Origin of the sequence: Coleofasciculus sp. FACHB-712, from assembly GCF_014695635.1 — a bacterium.
Taxonomy (GTDB): Bacteria; Cyanobacteriota; Cyanobacteriia; order Cyanobacteriales; family FACHB-T130; genus FACHB-T130.
The window spans coordinates 1-4,785 of record NZ_JACJOQ010000700.1; the positions used below are offsets into that span (position 1 = coordinate 1).

Annotated in this window: 2 protein-coding genes and 1 pseudogene; all 3 read left to right on the plus strand. The window is 42.3% G+C overall.

Annotated elements, in window-relative coordinates; all coding sequences use genetic code 11:
• Positions 1-2,386: PAS domain-containing sensor histidine kinase (locus H6F50_RS26055; protein WP_190430944.1), on the plus strand; the 2,386-nt coding region annotated here is incomplete at its 5' end.
• Complete coding sequence (locus H6F50_RS26060; RefSeq protein WP_190430945.1) at positions 2,364-3,485, plus strand: response regulator; 1,122 nt, start codon at positions 2,364-2,366, stop codon at positions 3,483-3,485. The genes H6F50_RS26055 and H6F50_RS26060, both read left to right, overlap by 23 nt.
• 564 nt (positions 3,486-4,049) lie before the next feature.
• Positions 4,050-4,785, plus strand: a pseudogene (locus H6F50_RS26065) (hypothetical protein); the annotation flags it as partial.

Consider the following 4,785-nt stretch of genomic DNA (forward strand, 5'->3'; position numbering starts at 1 on the left):
CGTTCGGTCTTCACCGATGTTCTCCGATCGAGGAGAATTTATCGGTCATGTTGGAATTTTAGAAGACATTAGTGAAAGCCTGCGGCACGCTACGCTACGCCAGCAAGCAGAGGAACAGCTAACACAGCAGCGCAGCCAGCAGAAAGCCATCCTCGATAACATTCCCCATTTAGCTTGGTTAAAAGACAAAGAAAGCAGATTCATTGCCGTCAACGAGGCATTTGGCAACGCCTGCGGACTCAAACCAGAAGACTTAATTGGGAAGACAGATTTAGATATTTGGCATCCAGATTTAGCCCAGAGATATCGAGAGGACGATCGAGAGGTGATGAAAATCGGCAAGCGCAAGCGTGTCGAAGAACCCGCGGTCTACCAAGAAGAAAAGATGCTATGGACAGAAACAATTAAAACCCCAATTTTTAATAACACCGGGGAGGTAATCGGAACAACCGGGATTGCAGTCGATATCACCGAGCGCAAGCAGTCAGAGGAAGCACTCCACCGCCGCGAACAAGAGTTTAAAGCACTGGCTGACAATTCCCCTGATATCATTTCCCGATTTGGCAAACAATTGCAACATTTATATGTCAATTCCGCTGTAGAACGAGCAATCGGAATATCCCCACAAATCTTTATCGGCAAAACTCATCCAGAGTTAGGAATCCAACCAGAAATTTATATTCCTTTTCAACAAATTCTTCAAGATGTGTTTACAACAGGTCAGCCACACGTTTTTGAAAGCAAGTCCTCAGTCAGCGGAAAATGCTATCAAGCTCGTATCGTCCCAGAATTTGCTTTAGATGGGTCAGTGGAGTCTGTGTTAAGTGTCGCTCGTGACATTACTGAGCAAAAGCAGACAGAGGAAGCGCTCCGGGATGCACTTCAGAGACTAAACTTTCATTTTGAAAACTCACCCCTAGCGGTCATAGAGTGGGATTGTAATTTTCGGGTGTCGCGTTGGTCGTCGGAAGCAGAAAAAATCTTCGGGTGGAAAGCGGAGGAAGTCATTGGCAAACATCCCGCTGAGTGGCAGTTTGTCTTTTCTGAAGACGTGCCAACTGTCGATAGCGTTATTCAGCGGCTAATCGATAGCAGCGAACAGCGTAATGTTTCTCGCAACCGCAATTACACTAAGAATGGTTCGGTTGTTTATTGCGAATGGTACAACTCGGCATTATTAGATAAATCGGGCAATTTAGTATCAGTGCTGTCTCTAACTCTGGATGTAACTAAGCGCAAACAGATGGAGGAAGCGTTGCGGGAAAGCGAAACCCGCTTCCGGATTATGGCTGACAACGTGCCTGCCTTGATTTGGATGTCAGACCTTAATTACAAGGGAACATTTTTCAACAAAGCTTGGTTAGATTTTACAGGACGCAATCTTGAACAAGAACTGGGCAACGGTTGGTTAGAAAGTGTACATCCTGATGATTTACGATGTTGCTTGGACACCTATAAATCAGCCTTCAATACTCGCCAACCAGTGCGAGTGGAATACCGCCTCAAGCGTGCTGATGGGAATTATCGCTGGGTTTTAGATACGGGGATTCCGCGCTTCACACCTGATGGCAGCTTTGCGGGTTACATCGGCTCGTGCATAGATATTACGGAGCGCAAACAGGCAGAAGAAGAGATTTTGAATGCTTTGGCAAAAGAGAAAGAACTGAGCGAACTGAAATCTCGCTTTGTCTCTATGACTTCTCACGAGTTCCGCACGCCTTTAAGCATTATTCTGTCTTCTTCCGAATTACTAGAATATTATGGCGATCGCTGGACTCAAGAGGAAAGATTAGAACAACTTCATCTCATTCAATCCTCTGTTAACCACATGACCCATCTGTTAAATGATGTGCTGACATTAGGGAGAGCCGACGCAGCAAGATTAAACTTTAATCCGGTATCCCTTGACCTAATTGAATTTTGTCGGACAATTATTGCCGAAATACAACTTACCGCGAGCCGTGGGCATAAGATTATCTTTACCAGTCGATACCAATTTCTGAGTGTTGGTATGGATAGAATGTTGCTGCGACAAATTTTAAATAATTTGCTCTCGAACGCTATTAATTATTCACCAAATAACAGCAATATTTATTTTGAAGTTACTTCCCAAGACGGAGAGGCTATTTTGGAAATACAAGATGAAGGAATCGGGATTCCTCTAGCAGATCGATCCCGATTGTTTGAACCGTTTCACCGGGGCACAAATGTTAGTAACATCAATGGTACGGGATTAGGACTGGCAATTGTTAAAAGGTGTGTAGACTTACATCAGGGTAGGATAATAGTAGCTAGTAAAATTGGGCTTGGCACGACATTTAAAGTCGTTCTTCCTTTAAATAACAGATTGACGAGTCAGACCTGTGAAAAAGATTCTGGTGATTGAAGATGAGCCAGCAGTTAGAAGCAACCTTCTCAAACTCCTCAAGGCTGAGGAGTTTGATGCCATTGGTGCGGAAAACGGTTTGGTGGGAGTGCAGTTAGCGAGGGAACACGAACCCGATTTAATTATTTGTGATATCATGATGCCCGATTTTGATGGTTACAGCGTGCTAACTCAATTGCGCCAAGACCAGATAACGGCAATGATTCCGTTCATTTTTCTCACCGCTAAAACGGAGAGAGAAGACTTGCGCCAAGGGATGCAACTGGGAGCTGATGATTATCTGACGAAGCCGTTTACCAGAGCAGAATTGCTAGGCGCGATCGCTACTCGGCTAAAAAAACAAGAAGCTGTGACACTCCTGCAAAGGAAAATCCAAGAACTCCAGCAGCTCAGTATTCAGAAAGATGATTTGCTCGCTAGAGCCTCTCACGATTTGCGAACCCCTCTAGCCAACATGAAGCTGATTATTCAAATGTTGGAAATCATTTCTAATGAAGAACAACAGCAACAATATAGAGCGCTATTAGAAGCTGAATGTATTCGGGAAATAGAACTAGTTAACAATATCTTAGATTTGCATCGTTTAGAATCGGAAAAAAAATTAATATCTCCAGAAACTTTAATTCTAAAATACTGGCTTCCGACTTTAATTGAGCCATTTAAACCTGGAATAGCTCAGCGCCAGCAAATTTTAAATATTGATTGTTCTCCCGATCTTCCCCCACTGATTTCAGACCGGATTTGTCTGGAGCAAATATTAATAGAGTTGATTGGAAATGCTTGTAAATATACCCCCTCTTTTGGTGAAATATCCATTAGTGTTTATGTGAATTATTCAATAAATATTAATTTAAACTCAAATTCAAGAGTGAACTTTAAAATTACCAATCAAGCAGAAATTTTAAATACAGAGTTGCCTCGAGTTTTTGAAAAGTTTTACCGCATTCCTAATGGTGATATCTGGAAAGAGGGGGGAAGTGGATTAGGGCTATATTTAGTGCAAAATTTGGTCGAAAAAATAGGAGGAACCATTCAGGCTCAAAGCACACAAGGATGGACTACATTTACCGTGCAACTACCCATTCAGACAAGTGCTTAAGTAGAAAAATGTAATTAAATACCAATTGACATAGGTACTAGGATATCGGTGATTTCTCCTTTCCTGGCTCACCCTGGAAGGTTTGTCATTACCTTAAGCATAAGGACATATTGCACCATTCGCAGGAAGCTGAGAGTCTGCTTTGAAATTCAGTCCAAAGCTCATAGCTTAAGTTCATTGAAATGGACTTAAATTTCTACTTAGTCTTCTAAGAGAAAACTTGCTTCTGTTAGCAAAGGGTTGAAACTAGAGACAGGTAATGCGAGTAGTACAAAATGTAAGTTGAAACAGACTAATTTTATAAAAATTCAGTTTTTTAAACCATTCTCTGAGCAATTAGAAGGGAAATTTTATTCTCTGGCGGGATTGAAACAAAGCTCAAGTTTCAACACAAGTGGATAATGACACGACCTGGAAGGATAGGCAAATTAGAACTATTTGAGGCAAAAACTGCGATTCTGTGTAAGATGTAACAAAAATTCTACACAGCAATTTCTCTACTGCATAACAATAAGTAATAGTGGCTTCAGCCTGTTTTTTTCAGAAACAGCTACAGACAAGTTTATGTACGTCTATCGCACCTCCCAATTTAACCGAAAGACTCTGTGCTATGGTGTTCAGGCTCAAGTAGATAAATTATGCAACGAACTTGAGCCTTTGAGTATTGATGAGTCACAGGCACGTTTTGAGAGGGTTTATCCCTACTTAAAGCGGAGAGGGGAAAACAATTTACGCCTCATTGCCAGAATTCGACCCGTACAGGATGATCTGGTGCTGTGCCTACTAGACATTTTTCTCCGTGGCTCTAAAGAATACAAAAAGTTCCTGCGAACCCCAGAAGAGTACGGCAAAAAGAATCTCGACTGCCAATTAGATAAGGAAGCGCTAACTGGTTGGCTTCAACAACAGCAACCGTCAGCCAGCAACGTGTCTTCAAGACGCGAACCGCTTCCAGACGATTTGCTTCCCTGGCTAGAACCTCCAGGCTGGGAGATAGAAAAGGATAAAGACTCTTGGGCAATCCTCTACGAAAGTGATGAGTGGATTGCCAAGTTCAAGAGTCCAGAAATCGGAGAAGACTGGGAAATTTACTATCAAATTATCTCTGGAATAGAAGAAAAATCGAGGAACGCTGAGAAAATTGCTGCATGGCCTGGTGTGTATTTGTGCGGTGAAAATAATTGCTATGTGCTATTTAGCCAACTTGAGACCGCCGATAAACCGCCTCGAAAAGTATTATTTCTCCTAGCATCTTTTGCTCATCGACCTTCTACAGAAGAAATAGCCCAAATAGGGGAGG